This window comes from Nitrospiria bacterium, assembly GCA_035517655.1.
Classification (GTDB): domain Bacteria; phylum Nitrospirota; class Nitrospiria; order JACQBZ01; family JACQBZ01; genus JACQBZ01.
This window is the reverse complement of sequence record DATIYJ010000066.1, coordinates 1-17162: the sequence shown is the minus strand read 5'-3', so window position 1 is coordinate 17162 and position 17162 is coordinate 1. Positions and strand designations below refer to the sequence as shown.

General features: G+C 63.0%; 18 protein-coding genes. 9 read left to right on the top strand and 9 right to left on the bottom strand.

Going from position 1 to position 17162, the window contains the following annotated elements; translation table 11 throughout:
- Nucleotides 1–25 precede the first annotated feature (25 nt).
- The 7 genes from VLY20_12160 to VLY20_12130 all read left to right on the top strand — a co-directional run bounded on the left by VLY20_12160 (nucleotide 26) and on the right by VLY20_12130 (nucleotide 6621).
- On the top strand, nucleotides 26–307 hold the full coding sequence (locus tag VLY20_12160) for a DUF503 domain-containing protein (protein HUK57400.1): 282 nt from the start codon (nucleotides 26–28) through the stop codon (nucleotides 305–307).
- A gap of 12 nt (nucleotides 308–319) precedes the next feature.
- Nucleotides 320–679 carry a 30S ribosome-binding factor RbfA gene (gene rbfA, locus VLY20_12155; protein HUK57399.1) on the top strand — a complete coding sequence of 120 codons (360 nt, stop codon included), beginning with the start codon at nucleotides 320–322 and terminating at the stop codon, nucleotides 677–679.
- Nucleotides 676–1764, top strand: a complete 1089-nt coding sequence (locus VLY20_12150; GenBank protein HUK57398.1) for a hypothetical protein — start codon at nucleotides 676–678, stop codon at nucleotides 1762–1764. The genes rbfA and VLY20_12150 overlap by 4 nt, the downstream gene beginning before the upstream one ends.
- A 5-nt stretch (nucleotides 1765–1769) precedes the next feature.
- Nucleotides 1770–2735 (top strand): tRNA pseudouridine(55) synthase TruB, encoded by a 966-nt coding sequence (gene truB, locus VLY20_12145; protein HUK57397.1) that lies wholly within the window; start codon nucleotides 1770–1772, stop codon nucleotides 2733–2735.
- 45 nt (nucleotides 2736–2780) lie between these two features.
- Nucleotides 2781–3047, top strand: a complete 267-nt coding sequence (rpsO, locus tag VLY20_12140) for a 30S ribosomal protein S15 (protein ID HUK57396.1) — start codon at nucleotides 2781–2783, stop codon at nucleotides 3045–3047.
- 169 nt (nucleotides 3048–3216) lie between these two features.
- Nucleotides 3217–5316: a polyribonucleotide nucleotidyltransferase gene (pnp, locus tag VLY20_12135; protein HUK57395.1), complete on the top strand. Its 2100-nt coding sequence runs from the start codon at nucleotides 3217–3219 to the stop codon at nucleotides 5314–5316.
- A gap of 12 nt (nucleotides 5317–5328) precedes the next feature.
- Nucleotides 5329–6621: a pitrilysin family protein gene (locus VLY20_12130; GenBank protein HUK57394.1), complete on the top strand. Its 1293-nt coding sequence runs from the start codon at nucleotides 5329–5331 to the stop codon at nucleotides 6619–6621.
- Nucleotides 6622–6633: 12 nt separating this feature from the next.
- Here VLY20_12130 and VLY20_12125 read toward each other — a convergent pair whose 3' ends face one another.
- From VLY20_12125 to VLY20_12085, 9 genes are all read right to left on the bottom strand, one after another.
- Nucleotides 6634–8046, bottom strand: a complete 1413-nt coding sequence (locus VLY20_12125; GenBank protein HUK57393.1) for a diguanylate cyclase — start codon at nucleotides 8044–8046, stop codon at nucleotides 6634–6636.
- A 19-nt stretch (nucleotides 8047–8065) separates the two neighbouring features.
- Nucleotides 8066–10783 carry a DNA mismatch repair protein MutS gene (gene mutS, locus VLY20_12120; protein ID HUK57392.1) on the bottom strand — a complete coding sequence of 906 codons (2718 nt, stop codon included), beginning with the start codon at nucleotides 10781–10783 and terminating at the stop codon, nucleotides 8066–8068.
- A 19-nt stretch (nucleotides 10784–10802) separates the two neighbouring features.
- Complete coding sequence (locus tag VLY20_12115; GenBank protein ID HUK57391.1) at nucleotides 10803–11132, bottom strand: LapA family protein; 330 nt, start codon at nucleotides 11130–11132, stop codon at nucleotides 10803–10805.
- Nucleotides 11129–11635 carry an HIT domain-containing protein gene (locus VLY20_12110; GenBank protein ID HUK57390.1) on the bottom strand — a complete coding sequence of 169 codons (507 nt, stop codon included), beginning with the start codon at nucleotides 11633–11635 and terminating at the stop codon, nucleotides 11129–11131. Before VLY20_12110 ends, VLY20_12115 begins: the two co-directional genes overlap by 4 nt.
- Before the next feature lie 183 nt (nucleotides 11636–11818).
- On the bottom strand, nucleotides 11819–12673 hold the full coding sequence (locus VLY20_12105; protein HUK57389.1) for a uracil-DNA glycosylase: 855 nt from the start codon (nucleotides 12671–12673) through the stop codon (nucleotides 11819–11821).
- Nucleotides 12670–13197: a tRNA (adenosine(37)-N6)-threonylcarbamoyltransferase complex ATPase subunit type 1 TsaE gene (gene tsaE, locus VLY20_12100; GenBank protein HUK57388.1), complete on the bottom strand. Its 528-nt coding sequence runs from the start codon at nucleotides 13195–13197 to the stop codon at nucleotides 12670–12672. Before tsaE ends, VLY20_12105 begins: the two co-directional genes overlap by 4 nt.
- A 3-nt stretch (nucleotides 13198–13200) precedes the next feature.
- Nucleotides 13201–14754, bottom strand: coding sequence for an NAD(P)H-hydrate dehydratase (locus VLY20_12095; GenBank protein HUK57387.1), 1554 nt, complete (start codon nucleotides 14752–14754; stop codon nucleotides 13201–13203).
- Between the two features lie 117 nt (nucleotides 14755–14871).
- Entirely contained in the window at nucleotides 14872–15282 is a 411-nt protein-coding gene (gene acpS, locus VLY20_12090; GenBank protein HUK57386.1) for a holo-ACP synthase, read from the bottom strand.
- Between the two features lie 17 nt (nucleotides 15283–15299).
- Nucleotides 15300–16019, bottom strand: a complete 720-nt coding sequence (locus tag VLY20_12085) for a pyridoxine 5'-phosphate synthase (GenBank protein ID HUK57385.1) — start codon at nucleotides 16017–16019, stop codon at nucleotides 15300–15302.
- Between the two features lie 205 nt (nucleotides 16020–16224).
- Here VLY20_12085 and VLY20_12080 point away from each other — a divergent pair, with 205 nt between their 5' ends.
- A complete protein-coding gene (locus VLY20_12080; protein HUK57384.1) occupies nucleotides 16225–16419 on the top strand; it encodes a hypothetical protein in 195 nt (64 codons plus the stop codon).
- Nucleotides 16409–16843 (top strand): type II toxin-antitoxin system VapC family toxin, encoded by a 435-nt coding sequence (locus tag VLY20_12075; protein ID HUK57383.1) that lies wholly within the window; start codon nucleotides 16409–16411, stop codon nucleotides 16841–16843. Before VLY20_12080 ends, VLY20_12075 begins: the two co-directional genes overlap by 11 nt.
- Nucleotides 16844–17162 lie beyond the last annotated feature (319 nt).

The window sequence follows — 17162 nt, the reverse complement described above, 5'->3', positions numbered from 1 at the left end:
CTGCTAACTTTGTCATGTACACGTCATGATTATCGGGGTCTGCACCATCGAATTGTTTCTTCCGGACAACGACTCGCTCAAAGACAAACGACAGGTTCTCAAAAGCCTCAAGGACCGCCTCAAGCAGCGGTTCAATGTCTCGGTTGCGGAGGTCGACGACCAGGATCTCTGGCAGAAGACGGTGATCGGGGTGGCGTGCGTGGGCAATCAAAAGGACCACGTCAACTCCGTGTTGGACAAGGTGATCGGCGCGGTCCGCGGGACGCCTCGGGTGGAACTCATCGATTACCGCTTGGAGTTGATCTGAAAAGAAGACGGGATGATCGTCGCCATGGCCGACTATAAGCGCTCGGAGCGGGTCGGGGATCAGATCCGGATGGAGATCGCCGATATCCTGATGACGAAGGTCAAGGACCCCCGCATCGGATTCGTCACGGTCACATCGGTGGCGGTGTCGGACGATTTGCGGAACGCCAAGGTCTTCATCAGCGTCCTGGGAGCGGAGGCCGCCCGGAGCTTTCAGGGTTTGGAGAAGGCCCGGTCGTTTATCCGGAGCGAGTTGGGCCGGAGGATGAAGCTGCGGTTCGTGCCGGAGCTGAGTTTTCATGAAGACCACACGGCGGAAGAGGCCGCGAAGATTTTCAAGCTGATGGATGAAATGAAAGAGCCCCGTCCGTGAAGAGGCACTCCGCGACCCATAAGAAAGCGCCCGCTCGGCCGGTCCGCCGGGCCGGTCCGCGAACCCTCCCTTCCAAGCCGGGTCCGCCGCGAGACGATCATCGCTTGGCCCGCTCGGCCGTCATCGTCACGCACGGGCCGTTTTGTCTGGACGGAATCGCGTCCGCCGTCTGCGTGGGACGGTTCTACGGCGAGGCGCGGACCACGCCGCTCTTCACGCATCCCTCCGACGTCGACCGGGTGATCGAAGAGGCGACGCGGAATTCCAAGGACCCGCGGGACCTCTGGATCGCGGACATCACCTGGAAGGACCGAAGGACCGAGGAACGCTTCCGGGAGCTCATCCGACGCGGATGGAGGGTTTTCTGGATCGACCACCACTCGATCGCCGTCGAAAAGGATGAACAAGAGATCAAGTCCCTGGGCCTGACCGGCTGGGTCGCGAGCCGCGAATTTTCGGCGGCCCGGCTTCTGTACAACTATATGCGATCCGCCGAGGATCTCCTGGGGAAGGCGCCGGCCGCTTTGAAGCGGTTCGAAGAGGGGGTTCTCCTCGCGGACGATAACGACCGCTGGCTGCACCGGCGCCGGGGTTCCCGGGAATTGGCGCTCACGGTGGCCGCTCTGGGAGGGACGTCGGCCTACCGGGAACTGCTCCATGCCGACGCCGATCTCCGCTATTCGCCCCGCATGGAGGAAGCCTACCGCCGGGCCAGCCGGGAATTGGCCGACAGCATCGCCCTGGCGAACCGGACCCGTCTGGAGAAGTCGGCGGAAGACGGTGTGAAGATCGTCGCCGCGGTGTGCAAAGGCTACACCAGCGAGGTGGCCGAAAACCTTCGTCGAAGCCTGCCGCCCGACGGAAAGCCGGGAGAGCCGGCGGCGATTCTTCTTCTGTACAATCTGGAGGATCAACGGATCAGCCTTCGCCGGACGTCGACCTGCGAAATCGATCTGGCCCGCTTGGCCGGACGCTTCGGCGGCGGGGGGCATCCGGCCGCGGCCGGGTTCGAGCTTCCGGAGGCGCGGAACCTTCTTCAGGATTATCTGACCGACCGCCTCAAGCGGGCCCTCAAGGAACCCTGAACCCGATGGACGGATTCTTAAACATCCATAAACCGGCCGGCTGGACGTCGCACGACGTCGTGGCCCGCCTGCGATCCGTCCTGAAGATCAAAAAAATCGGTCATACCGGCACGCTGGACCCGGCGGCCACCGGGGTCCTCCCGATCTGTCTGGGGAAGGCGACCAAGCTGGCCCGGTTCCTGACCGAGACCGACAAGGAATACGACGCCGTGATGCGGCTCGGGGAGACGACGGATACGCAGGACGCGACCGGAAAGGTGCTCTCCCGCCGCCCGACCGACGGGGTGACCGAGGATCGCGTTCGGGAGGCCCTGGCCTCCTTTCGCGGGGAGATCCGGCAGATCCCGCCGATGTATTCCGCCGTGAAAATCGCCGGGCAGCCGCTGTACAAGGCGGCGCGGGCCGGCCGCGAGGTGGAGCGCCTTCCGCGGACGGTCGTGATCCACCGCCTGGAGATGCGCGGCATGGAAGGCCGCGACGTCGCGTTCTCGGTCGTCTGTTCCAAGGGGACCTACATCCGGACCCTGTGCGCCGATATCGGGGAGAGGCTGGGGTCGGGCGCCCACCTCTTCCGTCTCGAGCGGACGCGTTCGGGCCCGTTTCGCATCGAGGACGCGCTGACGGTCTCGGAGGCGGAAGCGGCCGCCGGAGAAGGCCGCATCCGGGAGCGGGTCTTGACGGCCGGGGAGGTCTTGAGGGATTTTCCCAGCATGAGCGTGACCCGTGACGGCGCACGCTTGCTGATGCACGGGACGCCGATCGGTCTGCGGGGCGTGGGGCGGCTGCCAAAAGAAATCAAGACAGGGCAGCCTGTTTTAGTGTATAATACGTCCGGTGTTTTGATCGCCCTGGCCGAGGCGCTGGTGGGCTGGCCCGGGACAGCCGGGCCGGAAGGGGATCTTAAAGAAGGCGATCTTAAAACAGATCTGTTCAAGCTTGGCAAATGGTTGGTGTCGGTCGAGGATCCGTAAGGTTCGCAATCAAAGCGGTAACGTGTAAAAAAAGGAGAAAGGGTCATGCTGGAAAAGGAACAGAAAGTCGAGGTGATCAAGAAGTTTGCCAGCCATCCGAAGGATACCGGGTCGCCGGAGGTCCAGATCGCGTTGCTCAGCAGCCAGATCAATTCGCTTGCCGATCATTTCAAGAGCCATAAGAACGACCATCACTCCCGGCGCGGTCTTCTCCGGATGGTCAGCCAGCGCCGGAAACTGCTGGATTATCTCCACAGGGAGGATGTGAACCGGTACAAACAGATCATCGAGAAGCTCGGCATTCGTAAATAGTTCGTCCGTCTCGGACGAATCCATATCCGACCTTGGGGTAAGGAGATAGGAAGGGATGGGCCTGCGGCGCGCGCCTGGCCCATGCCTCCCTACTTCCTGCCCCCGAGTCAAGGCCCGGCTGCTTTAAAATTTCAAATCTCAAATCTGAGATTACAAAGGGGGGCATTCCATGATCCATCAAGTCGAATTAGAAATCAGGGGCAAGCAGTTGATTCTGGAAACCGGTCGCATGGCCAAGCTGGCCGACGGGGCGGTCACGGCCCGGTACGGCGACAGCGTCGTGCTGGCCACCGCCGTCGCCTCCAAGGTCGCCCGGACGGGCGTGGATTTTCTTCCGCTCACCGTGGACTATCAGGAAAAGGCCTATGCGGCCGGAAAAATTCCGGGCGGTTTTTTCAAGCGGGAGGGCCGTCCGTCCGAGCGGGAAATCCTGGCCAGCCGTCTCATCGATCGGCCCTTGCGCCCGCTCTTCCCAAAAGGTTTTTATTTCGATACCCAGGTGATCGCATCGGTCCTGTCGGCGGACGAGGGAAACGTCACCGACGTGCTGGCCATCGTGGCCGCCTCCGCGGCCCTGACCCTTTCGGACATCCCGCTCCAGGACCCGGTCGCTTCCGTCCGGATCGGCCGCGTCGAGGGACGCTTCGTCATCAATCCCTCCTTTGCCGAAGTGGAAGCCGGCGATCTGAATCTCGTCGTGGCCGGAACGACGGAGGCCGTGATGATGGTGGAAGGCGGCGCCAACGAACTGTCCGAGCAGACGATGATCGACGCCATTGCGCTGGCCCACGCCGAGATCAAGAAAATCATCGAGAGCATCCTGAAGCTGAAGGCGCTTACCGGAAAGCCGAAACGCGAGCCCGTACAAAAGACGACGGATCCGGCGCTGGCGGAGTCCGTGAAGTCCAAAAGCCAGGCCTCCATCGAGGCGGCCGTTCTGATTCCCAACAAGACGGCCCGGCAGGAGCGCTTGGACGCGGTGCTCAAAGAGGTCAAGGATCAGATCAACACGCCGGAAGCGGACCGCTCGCCGGAGATCGCCGAGATCTTTCACGCGCTGGAGCGGAACGCCGTCCGACAGATGATTCTGAACAAGGGCATTCGCGCGGACGGCCGCGGCTGCTCCGACATCCGGCCGATCTCGTGCGAGGTGGGGATTCTGCCCCGCACGCACGGCTCCGCCCTATTCACGCGGGGGGAGACGCAGAGCCTGGCCGTCGTGACGCTGGGCACGGCCGAGGACGAACAGCGGATCGACGCCCTGGAAGGCGAATCGACCAAGACCTTCATGCTGCATTACAATTTTCCCCCGTTTTCCGTGGGCGAGGCCCGGCCGATGCGGGGTCCGGGACGGCGGGAAATCGGGCACGGCGCGCTGGCCGAGCGCGCCTTGCGGCCGGTGATTCCCGGCCGGGATGCCTTTCCCTACACCCTCCGGATCGTCTCGGACATCCTGGAATCCAACGGTTCCTCCTCGATGGCGACGGTCTGCGGCGGGACGCTGGCTCTGATGGACGCGGGTGTGCAGATCAAGTCCCCCGTGGCCGGCATTGCCATGGGTCTGATCAAGGAAGGATCGCGGACCGTGATCCTCTCGGACATCCTGGGCCTGGAGGATCATCTGGGCGACATGGATTTCAAAGTGACCGGAACCCGTCAGGGCGTGACGGCCCTGCAGATGGACATGAAGATCCCGGGCATCACCGAGGCGCTTCTCCGGGACGCGTTGGCGCAGGCCCACGCCGGCCGGATCCACATCTTGGACCGGATGCTGCAGGCCCTCGCGGCGCCCCGGCCCGAGCTGTCGTCGCTGGCGCCGCGGATCTTCACGATGCACGTGAAGAAGGAGCGGATCGGCGAGGTCATCGGCCCGGGCGGCAAGGTCGTCCGCGGCATCGTCGAGAAAACGGGCGTGAAGATCGACATCGAGGACGACGGGACCATTCTCATCGCCTCCTCGGACGCCGACGCGGCGAAGCTGGCGATGGAGATGATCGGCCGGATCACGGAAGAGGTCGAGGTCGGAAAGATCTACAAGGGCAAGGTGGTCAAGATCATGGACTTCGGCGCCTTCGTCGAGATCCTGCCGGGGACGGACGGCCTGGTCCACATCTCCCAGCTCGCCGAACATCGGGTCAACCGGGTTCAGGACGAGGTCAAGGAGGGGGACGAGATCCTGGTCAAGGTTTTGGAAGTCGACAAGCAGGGGAAGATCCGACTGAGCCGAAAAGAGGTTCTGAAGGCCGGCGCGGAAGGCCAGAAGGGATAACGACCCGTTTCAATGCCCGTCCGGCTGTTTCACAAAGAGGTCCTGGACAACGGGATCCGGGTCGTCACGGAAGAGATCCCCTTCGTGAAATCGGTCTCGTTGGGGATCTGGGTCGAGGTGGGGTCCCGCGACGAGACGGTCGACGAGGCCGGCCTTTCCCACTTTGCCGAGCACATGTTCTTCAAAGGCACGCATCGCCGCTCGGCCCGGCAGATCGCCCAGGAGATGGACGGCCTGGGCGGCGAGCTCAACGCCTTCACCTCCCGCGAGACCACCGCGTTTTACGCCAATGTGATCGACGAGCACCTTCCGAAGGCGGTCAACCTCCTCGCGGACCTCTTCCGTCATTCCGTCTTCCGGCCCGTCGAGATCGAGCGGGAGAAGCGGGTCGTCCTCGAGGAGATCAAGATGGTCGAGGACGATCCCGAGGACCTGATCCACGATCTGCATACCGCAAACGTCTGGAGCGGGAGCCCGCTCGGCCGGCCGATTCTCGGCCGAGCCGACATCCTCCGGTCCATCACCCGCCGACAGATTCTGGATTTTCTGAACCGGAAGTACCGTCCGGAGCGGATCGTCATTTCGGCCGCCGGACGGTTCAACCGATCCGCCCTGATCCGACAACTCGATCGCTTGTTCCGGCCGTTCGGCGCGCGGGCCCGTCGATCGGACCGTCCGGGGGCGGGGGTGTTCCGCCGTCCGCCCGCGGCCTCCGGCGGCCTCTATGTCCGTCCCAAGAAACTGGAGCAGGCGCATCTCTGTCTGGGCTTCCCGGGCTTGCCGCTCAACCATCGGGACCGCTACGGGATCTATGCGCTGAACGTGCTGCTGGGAGGGGGAATGAGCTCGCGCCTCTTCCAGGAAGTCCGGGAAAAACGGGGCCTGGTCTATTCGATTTATTCGCATCACATCGGCTTTCAGGATACCGGGATGATGACGGTCTACGCGGCGTCCAGTCCGAAGGCCGTCCGGCAGGTCGTTCAACTCACGCTTCGGGAACTTGAAAAGCTGCGGGAGCGGGGCGTGAGCCGCGACGAGCTCCAGCGCGCCGTCAATCAGATGAAAGGCGGCATCCTGCTCAATTTGGAAAGCACCAACAGCCGGATGAGCCGCCTGGCCAAGGATGAAATCTACTTCGGAAGGCACTTCTCGTTGGAAGAGACGCTGCACGAGATCAACCAGGTTTCAAGACGGCAGGTCCGGCGGCTGGGCGATCTGCTGTTCGATCGACGGAAACTTTCCCTGACCGTGCTGGGCCCCGGGGCGAAGGCCCGGCCGCTTAAGGCCTTCCTGGCCGGCTCCTGAGCTCCCCCCGTCTTATCCCGTCTTCAAAACCGGCACGCGGCCCTGGGCGGTCATCCTCAATTTTCGGGTGGAAACACAAACGGTATTCCGGCCGGCGCGTTTGGCCTCGTACAGCGCCTTGTCGGCCTCCGCGATGAGGTCGAAGGCGTTCGCCGCGCACTCCGGGTAGGACGCCAGGCCGATGCTGACGGTCAGTCTCTTGTTCGGCTGGCTGCGGGCGTTCTCGAATTTATGGAACGCGATCCGCCTTCGGAGCCGCTCGGAGAGAATCAACGCCCGCCGCCGCGTCGTTTCCGGCATGATGATCGTAAATTCCTCGCCCCCGTAGCGGGCGACGATATCCACCTCCCGGCTGATCTCTTTCAAAATTTTCCCCAAATCCTTCAACACCTCGTTGCCCTTGAGATGACCGTTGGTGTCGTTGTAGTTTTTAAAGTAATCGATGTCGATCATCATGAGCGAGAGCGAACGGTGGTAGCGGTCGGCGCGATTGACTTCGAGGCTCAGTTGTTGACGGAAATGACGGTGGTTGTAAAGCCCGGTCAATTCATCCGTGATGGCCAACTGCCGGGTGCTCTCCAGGAGTTTCGTCTTTTCGATCGCCATCGCGGCGAAGGTGGATAGGAGGGACAAAAGCGAGACCTCGCGGGTGGTGAACTGCCGCGGTTTGAAGTCGTCGACATACAGGATGCCCACGATCCGCCCCTCGGTTTTGAGCGGGGAGGCGATCAGGGAGCGAATGCCTTCCCGGACCATGATGGGGTTGTCGAACTTCGGGTGTCGCTTGACATCCTGGACGGCCAGCGGCACATCCTGGTTCAGGATATGGCTGGTCAGGCCGCCTTGACGGACCTTCCACCGGTTCTTGTTGGAAAACCGCTTCGTGACGCCTTTGACGGCCGCGAGGGACATCGTGCCCTGTTTCTCCTCGAAAATGGTGAGGCTGCCGGCCGGCGTGTTCGTCAGGCCGGTCGCGTAGTCGACGATCGTGTGGTAGAGCTTCTCGGGATTCTCGCTGGCCGTCAACTTCAGCCCGAGCTCGTAGAGGGACTGATACTCGATCAGCAGCCGTTCGATTTCTTCGCGGCTCTTGATCCGGGCCTCGACCATCTCCCACATGAAGCGGGCGCTGTGTCCGCCGATGATCTCGGCGGTGGGGGCGATCTTCGCGATGTCCGCTCCGACCGCGGGATCCCCGGTCACGTCCATGATGAGATCGACCTTGCGGCGCTTCAAGAGCCTCCGGTAGTCGGACGTGCAGCGGATCTTCAGGCGTTTGGCCAGCACGATGCCGGGGGCCTTCGGATCGAGGTCGGCGATGCCGACGATCTCGACGGTGGGATCCTGGAACAAGAGCTCGATGAGCGCGCGGCCTCCCCGGCCGGCTCCGATGATGACGAGGTTGACCCGGTTGTTTTCGGACATCGTTTTTTGGTCCTCCGGTTTAGCGGTTCTCTTGAATGGGACCCTCGGCTTTCTTTTTCAGCTCATGAAGGAGGTTGAGCGCCTCCAGCGGTGTGAGACGGTCCGGGTCCGTTTTCCGGAGTTCCCGAATGACGGGGTGAACTTCCGGTGTAAACAGTCCGAACTGGTCCGCGTCCGCGCCTTGCGCTCCGGCCTCGGCGGGCAGGCGGGGAGTCGAGGCCAGGCGGGGTTGGCCGAGTTCGTTGAATTCCCCGCTTTCCAGGTTGGCCAGAATTTCATGGGCGCGGCGAATCACCTCCGGGGGAAGACCGGCCAGGCGGGCCACCTGGATGCCGTAACTGCGGTCGGTTCCGCCCGCCACGATTTTGCGAAGGAAGATGATCTCGTCGTTCCATTCGCGAACGGCGATATTGTAGTTCTTTATACCCGGGAAAGTCAAAGCCAGTTCGGTGAGCTGATGGTAATGCGTGGCGAAGAGCGTCCGCGCGCCCGACCGGTCGGGGTCGTGAAGGTATTCGGCCACGGCCCAGGCGATGCTGAGTCCGTCGAACGTGCTGGTGCCCCGCCCGATCTCGTCGAGCAGGATCAGGCTGCGGGCGGTGGACTGGTGCAGGATGGCGGCGGTCTCGGTCATCTCGACCATGAAGGTGCTCTGCCCCCCCATCAGATCGTCCGACGCCCCGATCCGGGTGAAGATCCGGTCCACCCGGCCGATCCGGGCTTCCGAGGCCGGCACGAAGCCGCCCGCCTGGGCCAGGATCACGATCAAGGCCACCTGGCGCATATAGGTGGATTTCCCGGCCATGTTGGGGCCGGTGATGATCAGCAGACGGTTGTCCCGCCCATCCAGCGTCGCGTCGTTCGGAACGAAGCGGGATCCGCCCGGCAGCATCCGCTCCAGCATCGGATGCCGGCCGTCGACGATGCGGATCTCGTCGCCGTCGTCCACCGTCGGCTTGACGTAATGCTCCGCGGCCGCGACCTCGGCCAACGCGGACAGAACGTCCAGCAGCGCGACCGACCGGGCCGCGGCCTGGACGCGCGACGCGGCCGCGGCCGTCTCCGCCCGGAGCCGTTCGAAGATTTCGTGTTCGAGCACCCGGCCCTGCTCCTCCGCGCCGAGCACTTTCGTCTCCAGGTCCTTGAGCTCGGGCGTGATGAAGCGTTCGGCGTTGACCAGTGTCTGCTTCCGGTAAAAATCCGGCGGCACGCGCGAAAGATGCGTCTTCGTCACCTCGATATAGAAGCCGAACACCTGGTTGTAACGGATTTTGAGCGACTCGATTCCGCTGCGTTCCCGCTCCTTGGCCTCCAGCGCCGAGATCCAGCGCTTTCCGTCTCGGGCGGCCGCGTTCAACTCGTCCAGCGCCGGATCGACGCCGTCCCGGATCAAGCCGCCGTCATGAAGACCGGGCGGCGGATCGTCCACGAGCGTCTGCCGGATGCGGGCATGGAGGTCGCTCAGGTCGTCCCACCCGGCGCGGATCGATTCCAGAAGGCTTGGGTCGGCCGCATCCGAAGCGGACGGGTCCGCTTCCGTCAGGCATTTGTACATGGAGGGAAGAGGCTCGATCGAGTTCTTCAATTGAACCAGGTCGCGGCCGTGGGCGGTGCCGAGCGAGACCCGCCCGATGATCCGTTCCAGGTCGGCGATCCGCTTTAGAATCGACCGGATGCGGCCGCGCCGCGTCGTGTCGCCCAAAAACGTCTCGATCGCGGACTGCCTCGCCCGGATCGTCCCGAGGTCCATGAGCGGCCGGAGCAGCCAGTTCCGGAGAAGACGCGCGCCCATCGGGGTGAGGGTCCGGTCCAGCGCCCAGAGCAGCGAGCCTTCCGTCCGTCCGCCTGCCTGCCGGTCAGGAAGGTCGCTCAAGCGACGGGTGAGCTCCAGATTCCTCTGCGCGGTCGCGTCCAGAACGAGGTGATCGCTTTTCCGGTATCGTTTGAGTTGGTTCAAATGTCCCAGCGCCGTGAGCTGGGTCTCCTGAAGGTAGCGCAGCAGCGCGCCGGCGGCCGTCGCGGCCGTCGGGATATCCTCGCACTCGAACCCGGCGAGGGACTGGAGACGGAAGTGATCCAGGAGAGTCCGGCGGGCCGTTCCGGGATCAAACGCAGCATCCGTAAACCGGCAGAGCCGCGGCGCGGCGGATGGGCCGATCGGGTGTCGGGTCAACGACGTTTCCATACGGGGGAGGTCGGATTCGGCGACCAGAATTTCCTTCGGCTCCAGCCGGGCCAGCTCGGACCGAAGCTCTTCTTCCGCGTCCGCGCCGTCGAACTGGGTCAGGCGGAATTCCCCGGTCGACAGGTCGACGAAGGCCAGGCCGCAGCCCGCCTCGGAATGAACGACGGCGGCGAGGTAGTTGTTTTCATCGGAGGCCAGGAGCTCCGGCTCGGTCAGCGTGCCCGGCGTGACGACCCTCACCACCTCGCGCCGGACCAGCCCCTTGGCCTGACGGGGATCCTCCACCTGATCGCAGACCGCCACGCTCATTCCGGCCCGGATCAGCTTGGCGATATAGGCCGAGGCGGCGTGGTACGGAACGCCGCAGAGGGGGACGGAATCCTCCTTCGATTTGTCCCGGGACGTCAGCGCGATCTCGAGGATCTTCGAGGCGACGACGGCGTCCTCGAAGAACATCTCGTAGAAATCGCCCACGCGGAAAAACAGGATCGCGTCCTTGTAACGCTCCTTGGTTTCGCGGTACTGCTTCATGAGGGGGCTGAGGTCGGTCATGAATCTCGCGCCGCTTTGTTTACGACTCCTCTCCTTCGCCCACGGCCTCCCGGTCCCGGGAGCTCATGACGGGGCTCGGCGGCCGGAGGCGGTCCATCTGCTCCTCGATCCGCTGCAGGGCCTTGCGCTGGCGGCGCAGCTCCAGCCGCATCCGGATCCATTCCGGAAAAATCAGGAGGCCGGTCAGGAGCATCCCGCCGATGAAGGCGCCGGCGACGAGCTGGTAGACCGGAAGCGGCGGCGTCGAATAGCCCAGCAGGTAGCGGATCTGCACCGTCTGCTCGGTGTTCTCGATCATGAAGGTGAAGGCCCCCGCCAGGACCAGGATCAAAATCAGGATGCGGATCATCGTTTCACCCCGCCCTTTCTCCGGACCGGTGGAAAGAGGGGGCGCAGCTTGTCGTAACTGGACGCCAGCTGTTCCGGGATGACGCGGGTGTCGGCCAGGACCGGCATGAAGTTGGTGTCGCCGTTCCATCGGGGGACGATGTGGAGATGGACGTGCGACTCGATCCCGGCCCCGGCTTCGCGGCCCTGGTTGATCCCGAGGTTGAAGGCGTCCGGCCGGAAGGTTTCGCGCAGCGCCTTGAGCGACCGTTGCGCGGCCCGCATCAGGTCCGTGAGCGCCGTCGGATCGAGGTCCTCGATCGAGCCGACGTGACGGTAGGGCGAGACGAGGAGATGGCCGTTGCTGTAGGGATAAAGGTTCATCATGACGAAGGAATGTTTTCCACGGTGCAGGATCAGGTTGGAACGGTCGTCGTCCTGGCGGATTTTCGCGCAGAAGATGCAGCCCTTGGGCCGGCCTTCCTTCAGATACGGCATGCGCCAGGGCGCCCACAGCTGCTTCATTGGGACTCCGAATTGAATCTTTTCTCGGACGGGTCCTGTCCTGCGGCAGCCCCATCCGTCGGCATTTTTATCGGGGGCCGCTGTGGCCAAGAAAAAACAATGTCCTCACATGCCCCCGCACCCCGCGCTCGGACGGGCAAAGCCCGATCCTCGCTTTGCCACAGACCTGGCCGGTGAGTTCCCCTATTTTCCATTTTCCATTCTCGATTTACTAAAATTCCCCGGTACGGGAATTTTCAGCGCCCCGCCTCCGGCCACCCGTCCGGCCAGGTTAAGTTCTTGCATGATCATCTGCATGTCCTCCCAGACGCGTTTTTTATCCTCCGGGTTGCGCAGCAGGTAGGCCGGGTGGAAGGTCGGCATGACCCGGATCCCGGCCGGCGCGCCGTCGGAAAAGACCGTCGGCAGCGCGTGAAAGCGACCGCGAAGCCGCGAAATTTTTTGTTCGGTGGCCAGAAGCGTCTGGGCCGCGAAGGTTCCCAGCGCGCAGATCACCTTCGGCCGGATGATCCCGATCTGCCGCCAAAGAAACGGGGAGCAGGTCCCGATCTCGTCCGGCTCCGGGTTGCGGTTTCGGGGCGGGCGGCATTTGATGATGTTCGCGATATAGACCTGCTCGCGCCGGTAACCCATGGCCTCGATGATGCGGGTGAGGAGCTGCCCGGCCTTGCCCACGAAGGGCAGTCCCTGCCGGTCTTCATCCTCCCCCGGGGCCTCCCCCACGAACATCAGTGCGGCCTCCGGATCGCCTGTTCCGAAGACGAGATGCGTCCGGCTGGCGTGCAGCTTGCAACGCGCGCAGTCGCCGATCTCGTCGCGGAGGGCGGCCAGCGCGTCGGATTTTGAAGCGGCGGCGGGTCGGACGGTGGTCGGTAGGGGCGACGCATCCTGTCCGTCCGGCAGGCGGGGCTGCACCCCTACGGAAACCGTGGCCGGCCATTTTGCATTCACCCCTTCGAATCCCCAATCTTGATACATTCGGATGTACGCGCGTACATTGTCCAGAATAATCTTTTCGGATTCTTTTTCGGGATTCATTTCGATCTCGCGCGCTTTGCGCGCTGATTAAATGCCGAGAGCAGCGCCAGATGCCGTCGGCCGCTCGCTTCGAACTCGATCCGCCGGGTCGTGTCGTCTTGATGAACCATCCGGACCGTCAATCGCTCGGCGGGCAGGGAGGGTCCGGCCTTGTCCGCCCACTCGATCGCCACGACCCATGGACCGTCCAAATATTCAAAAAGACCCAGGTCGAACAGGTCCGATTCCCGTTCCGTCCGGAACAGGTCCACATGGACCAGCGGCCGCCGTCCCCGGAATTCGTGGACGTACACGAAGGTCGGGCTGGTGACCGTCGCATCCGTGATCTCCAAGCCGCGGGCCAGTCCCTGAATGAAATGCGTCTTTCCGGCGCCGAGGTTTCCCTCCAGCGCGATCAACTCGCCGCCGGTCAGGCGCCGTCCCAGCGCTTCTCCGAAGGCCCGGGTCTCCTCCGGCGACCGGCTGATCCGGACCGGGTTCGGCCTCTTCGCGGTTCCGGCGCGACGGGTTCGGCGTGTCTTCATTTTTTATTTCAGGCCCGTCACTTGGGTGATCGCGGCCGGAATCCGCCGGATCAGGTCTCCCGCGAGAAGGCCGACTTCGCCGATCTCGGCCGCGGCCAGATCCCCGGCCAGGCCGTGCAGATAGACTCCGAGCCGGGCCGCCTGTTCGGGTTTGTGGCCCTGCGCGATCAGGCCGGCGATCATACCGGTCAAAACGTCCCCGGTGCCGGCCGTCGCCATCCCGGGATTGCCGGTCGAATTGAAGGTCGCGGCGCCCCCCGGATCGGCCACGATCGTCCGCGCGCCTTTCAAGACAACCGTCACACCGTGGCGTTTCGCGAAGCCGGCCGCCGTGCCGAGCCGGTCGGTCTGCACCGCCTGGCTGCTCCATCCCATCAGGCGGGCCATCTCGCCGGGATGGGGCGTCAGCACGATCGGCGCGCGGGCCCGCGCGAGCAGATCCAGACGGCCGGCCAGGACGTTCAGCCCGTCGGCGTCGATCACCATCGGAATCGCGAGCTGTTCGATCAGGCCGTGGACCACAAACGCCGTCTCGGGATGGGTGGAGAGCCCCGGTCCGACGGCCGCGACCGATTTGTCCTGGGCGAATTTCAAAAGCGGCTCCAGCGCGGCCCGTCCCAGCGACCGGTCGTCGGTTTGGGGCAGCGGGAGCGTCATGATCTCGAGCGGCCGGTCGGGCAGGGTCCCTTCGAGACCGGACGGGAGCGCGAGCGTGACCAGGCCGGCCCCGGTCCGGAGCGCGGAGAGGCTGGCCATCACGGCCGCGCCGCCTTTCCCGGCCGAACCCGCGATCACGAGCACATGGCCGAAGGTCCCTTTATGCGCGTTCAAGGGCCGGGGGCCGAACCCCTCCGAAACCTCGGCCGCGGTGATCCACCGAACCCCGCCGGAGAGCCGGCGGACGAGCGCCGGCGGGATGCCGATGTCCGCGACCTTCAAACGGCCGGTATAGTCTGATCCGGGATAGAGCAGCAGCCCGCGTTTGGGAAGCGCGAAGGTCACCGTGACCGTCGCCTTCACGGCGATTCCCATCACCTGGCCGGTGTCGGTATGGATTCCGGACGGGAGGTCCACCGCGACGACCGGTTTTCCCGACGCGATGATCGCCGCGATCATCCGTGCGGCCGCACCTTCCACGGGCGACGAGAGCCCCGTCCCGAAGAGGGCGTCCACGATCAGATCGCTCTGCGACAGCGCCTGATCCAGGTCGCCGGGCGTCACTTCGGTCACGACGCGGACCCGGCCGGAGCTTTTTTGATAGCGTTCGAGGTTGGCCCGTGTTTCGCCGGCCATTTGATCCGGCGGGGTCAGCAGAAAAACGTGGACGCGGGCCTGGCGCTCCAGAAGGTGCCTTGCGACCACCAGGCCGTCGCCGCCGTTGTTCCCTTTGCCGACCGCGACCGTGACGGTCTTCCCGCCCGCGGGCCCCCAGGTCTTTTCGATCTCCTCGACGACGCGCAGCCCGGCGTTTTCCATCAGGACGGCGGCGGGGATCTGAAACTCCTCGATCGTCCGGCGGTCCAGCCGCTTCATTTCTTCGGCGGTGACGACAAGCATTTAGGGGATCCTGTGCATTTCGGGGCCCTGTTCTGCGGTGTAGGGGCGAGGCGTTGCCTCGCCCTTTATCCGGGCGACCCGCCGGGCCGCCCCTACGAAGAAACCACCGACGCCACCTTACCCTTCCTCTCCAATCAGGACCACCTGGGCGATGGAGTAATCGGTGTCGTGGCTGATGCTGACCTGGATCGCCTTGACGCCGCGCTCGCCCATCATCCGCCGGACGTTCCCGGTCACCTCCACCCGCGGCCGGCCCGTTCCCGCGCTTTTGGCCGACCCTTCGGATGGATCGCCGGGTTCGTTGACGACGCCGATCTCGGTCCACCGGACGCCGCGGCTCCAGCCGGTGCCGAGCGCCTTCATGACGGCCTCCTTGACGGCGAAGCGCCCGGCCAGATGAAGATAGGGGACCTTGTGCGCGAAGGCGTATTCCTGTTCAAGGGGGGTGAAGATTCGATTCAAGAACCGCTTGTCCCATTTCTGGACGGCGTCCTTGATGCGGGCGCTCTTCACGAGATCTATCCCGATGCCGATGATAATGGGAATCAGCCTTTGCTCAGCACGTCCTTCATTTCCCGCACGGCCTGTTGAACTCCGACCATCACGGCCCGCGAGATGATGCTGTGGCCGATGTTGTACTCGACGATTTCATGGATCGGTAGAAGCCGTTTGATGTTCCGGTAGTTGAGACCGTGGCCGGCGTTGACGCCCATTCCCAGTTTGTAGGCCAGCTTGGCGGCCTGCTCGATCGCCTCGAGCTGGGCGTCCTCATCCTTCTGCAACTTGGCGTTCACGAAGCGACCGGTATGGATTTCGACGTAATCGGCGCCGATCCGGTGCGAGGTCTTGACCTGGTCCAAGTCCGGCTCGATGAACAGGCTCACCGCGATCCCCGCGTCGTGCAAAAGCGCGATCGTGGCGCGGAGCGATTCCCGGATTCCGGACACGTCGAGGCCCCCTTCGGTCGTGAGCTCCTCGCGGCGCTCCGGGACGAAGGTGATCATGTGGGGTTTCACGTCCAGCGCGATCTTGACGATCTCTTCCACCGGGGCCATTTCAAGGTCCAGCTTGGTCTGGATCACTTCGCGAAGGAGGTGCAGGTCGCGGTCTTTAATATGTCGGCGGTCTTCGCGAAGATGGACCACGATGCCGTCGGCGCCGGCCAGTTCCACCAGCACGGCTGCCGCGATCGGGTCGGGCTCGTTCCCCCCACGGGCCTGGCGCAACGTGGCGACATGGTCGATATTGACTCCGAGTCGGGCCATTTATTTTCTCCAATTAAGCGGCTTCATTATTGCAGAATTCTTTGGAGCTTGGCAAGCCTTTTTAAGACGCGGTGCGGATGAGATTTTTAGATCTTTTTGGCGTGGAGAGAGGGGAGGGCGGCCATGCTGAAGTCGATTGGGGCGTCGGCTCTTGACATGTACGTATATCTATGATATTTATATACGTACATTTGTGAGGGAATCCATGGGACAGTTGAAGCGCAAAAATTACTGGCTGGACGAAACGACGATCAAGAAGGCCCAGAAGCTTTTCGGAACCAAATCGGAGACGGAAGCGATCCAGAAGGCCCTGGAGATGGCCGTCTTTCAGGAAGAAGCGGCGAAGGCCTGGAAAGAGAACGCGGGGTACGGCGGCCTCGTGGATCTCAATGGCCGTTAGGTATGTCTTCGATTCGAATATCTATATCCGATGCATGCGGGACCGCGAATTCGCCGTCCGCCGCGAGGCCGACTACATCCGCCGGATCCCTTTCACCTATTTCTGCAGCGTCGTTGTTCAGGAACTTCTCCTGGGTTGCCTCCATGATCTGGCCGTAAAAAGGGCCCGGGCCTTCTACAAACCGTTCGAACGCGTGAACCGAATCGTCAACCCCCTCTATCCGGACTGGGAAGAAACCGGGATGATCGGACAGAAGATCATTCGCAAGCATCCCCATCTCAAAGCCAAGCGGTTCGCGCTGATCAACGATATCCTGATCGCGCTCTGCTGCCGGCGAATCGGCGCGACGCTGATTACTCAAAACAGCAAGGACTTTCAAATCATCTCCTCGATCAAACCGTTTCGGTTCGAAACCTGGAATTAAAAAAAACCCTTCTCATCTCTGAAATCTCGGGAGCTTGGCAAGGTCTTTTTGAAACCCCCTGCCGGCGAGATTTCCGATCGGCGCGTCAAATGAAGGGGGCCTTAAAATCAAAAGCGACTTTTTGTTGGTGAAGTGCCAGAGGAGGGCATTAGTGTCGGTGAGGTGGTTCATGCCGGTCTCTTAGACCGCGATCTTGCCGTAAAGCGACTTTTTGGCTTCTTCAACATCCGCTTCCGATATTTCGTCATCATGGGACGAAGGGCGGACAGCAACCCTGCATTTTGCGCTTGACAAATAAATTCCATTCGTATATATCCGA